Below are 1999 nucleotides of genomic sequence, written 5' to 3'. Positions count from 1 at the left end.
ACCTGGAGAACGCCCCCTTCGTCACCGGCGAGATCCTCCACGTCGACGGCGGCATGAGCGCCGGCCACTGAATGCGGGACGCCTTTCGTGACGGAGGCCGGAGGTCTCCGTCACGGCCCGACGACACGACCATGAGGAGAACCCGATGAACGGCACCACGGACGACGAGGCGGTCCTGCGCGCAGTGCTCGACCGGTGGAAGGCCGCCGTCGACGGTCATGAACCGGAACTGGTGGCCGCCCAGTTCACCGAAGACGCGATCTTCCAGGGGCTGCACCCCTACACCGTCGGACGGCCGGGAGTCGCCGCCTACTACGCCTCACAGCCCATCGGACTGAAGGCCGAGTACCGCGTCCTGGAGACCAGGCGCCTCGCCGACGGCCTCGTGCTCGGCTATCTGGACGTCGACTTCTCGTTCACCGACCGGCCCGCGATCGACGTCAACCTCAGTGTGCTGGTCAGGCGTACGCAGGAGGGCTGGCTCATCGCCCACTACCAGGTCTCCCGCCTCGGCTAGCGCGCGTTCCCCGTCGCCCGGGTTCAAGCGGTCACCCGGGCGACGAACGCGGCGACGTTCGCCACGGTCCGCCGGATCTTCTCCTCCAGGGTGAGCGACTCCTGGAGCCGCGCACCGGCGCCCGCGTCCTTCATGCCCCGCACGTACAGCGAGCAGGCGAGGTCGCTGCAGATGTAGGCGCCGACCGAGTTGCCCTGCTGCCCGGCCTTCCCCGCCCTCGGCGCGACCATCAGGGAGACACCGCCGGTGTGGGAGGTCAGGCACATCGAGCACATGCTGCGCCGCGCCTGCGAGAAGACCGGGCCGGAGCCGCGCAGCGTCAGGGCCCTCGGGCGGCCGTCGAGTTCCAGGACGAGGAAGGCGCGGTCGGGGGCCTGGGGGTCGCGCCAGCCGAGGAAGTCGAGGTCGTCCCAGGGCCGGTCGGCCAGGTCGCGCGGGACGGACAGGCGCCTCGCCTCGCCCTTGGTGCAGTTGACGAACGCGGCGCGGATCTCTTGCTCGGTCAGTGGCTTCATAAGGGACAAGCTAATTTGCCTAAAACCTTTAGGCAAATGCATAATCTTCTCTGTTCAACAGGAGGAAGGTTATGGCGCGCGCAGGGCTGACCACGGAACGCCTGACCCGGGCGGGAGCGGAACTGGCCGACGAGGTCGGCTTCGACCAGGTGACCGTCTCGGCACTCGCCAGACGGTTCGACGTCAAGGTGGCGAGCCTCTACTCGCATGTGAAGAACTCCCAGGACCTGAGGACCCGGATCGCACTGCTGGCCCTGGAGGAGCTCGCGGACCGGGCGGCCGACGCGCTGGCCGGCCGGGCCGGCAAGGACGCCCTGGCCGCCTTCGCGAACGTCTACCGCGACTACGCGCGGGAGCATCCCGGCCGATACGCGGCGGCCCGGCTCAGGCTCGACCCGCAGACGGCGGCCGCGAGCGCCGGCGTCCGCCATGCGCAGATGACGCGGGCGATCCTGCGCGGCTACGACCTCACGGAGCCGGACCAGACCCACGCGGTCCGCCTCCTGGGCAGCGTCTTCCACGGCTACGTCAGCCTGGAACTGGGCGGTGGGTTCAGTCACAGCGCCCCCGACTCCGGGGAGAGCTGGACACGGATCATCGATGCCCTGGACGCCCTGTTGCGGAGCTGGCCCGCGCCCTGACCGGAAAGACTCGCACGCGAGTACGCCTCACGCGTCATCCGTCGAACCTGACCCGCCGCACCTCACCGTCAACCGTCAACCGTCAGACGTCGACACGACGAGCTCCACCCGGACGCCGCCACCCATCGCCTCATCGGTGAACGCTTTGCCGCGCGGGTCTTCAGGGCCGGCGGTCCGCTCGCGGGGCAGGGCGCCTGACACGACGTCTCGTCGTGCCATCGGCGGCCGGAGAAGGAAACGTGGTGGGGGGGGGGGGGGCGCCCCCGCCGCGGCCCCGCCCCCCCGAGAGAGGGGGGGGGCGCCCCCCCCCCCGCCCCGGGGGGGGT

3 protein-coding genes and 1 pseudogene are annotated in these 1999 nt (G+C 70.6%); 3 read left to right on the top strand and 1 reads right to left on the bottom strand.

Features of this window, described 5'->3' with window-relative positions; translation table 11 throughout:
* Both ACFW2E_RS45910 and ACFW2E_RS45905 read left to right on the top strand, forming a co-directional pair.
* Window positions 1-71: pseudogene (locus tag ACFW2E_RS45910) on the top strand (dehydrogenase); the annotation flags it as partial.
* A 74-nt stretch (window positions 72-145) separates the two neighbouring features.
* Complete coding sequence (locus ACFW2E_RS45905; protein ID WP_384477877.1) at window positions 146-517, top strand: YybH family protein; 372 nt, start codon at window positions 146-148, stop codon at window positions 515-517.
* Window positions 518-540: 23 nt separating this feature from the next.
* Here ACFW2E_RS45905 and ACFW2E_RS45900 read toward each other — a convergent pair whose 3' ends face one another.
* Entirely contained in the window at window positions 541-1032 is a 492-nt protein-coding gene (locus ACFW2E_RS45900; RefSeq protein WP_384477874.1) for an FBP domain-containing protein, read from the bottom strand.
* A 71-nt stretch (window positions 1033-1103) separates the two neighbouring features.
* On the opposite strand from ACFW2E_RS45900, the gene ACFW2E_RS45895 reads away from it, so the two are divergent.
* Entirely contained in the window at window positions 1104-1673 is a 570-nt protein-coding gene (locus tag ACFW2E_RS45895) for a TetR/AcrR family transcriptional regulator (RefSeq protein ID WP_384477871.1), read from the top strand.
* Window positions 1674-1999 lie beyond the last annotated feature (326 nt).

This window comes from Streptomyces sp. NPDC058964 (assembly GCF_042741275.1).
Classification (GTDB): Bacteria; Actinomycetota; Actinomycetes; order Streptomycetales; family Streptomycetaceae; genus Streptomyces.
The sequence above is the reverse complement of the archived record's forward strand: the minus strand, read 5'-3'. Positions and strand labels throughout refer to the sequence as shown.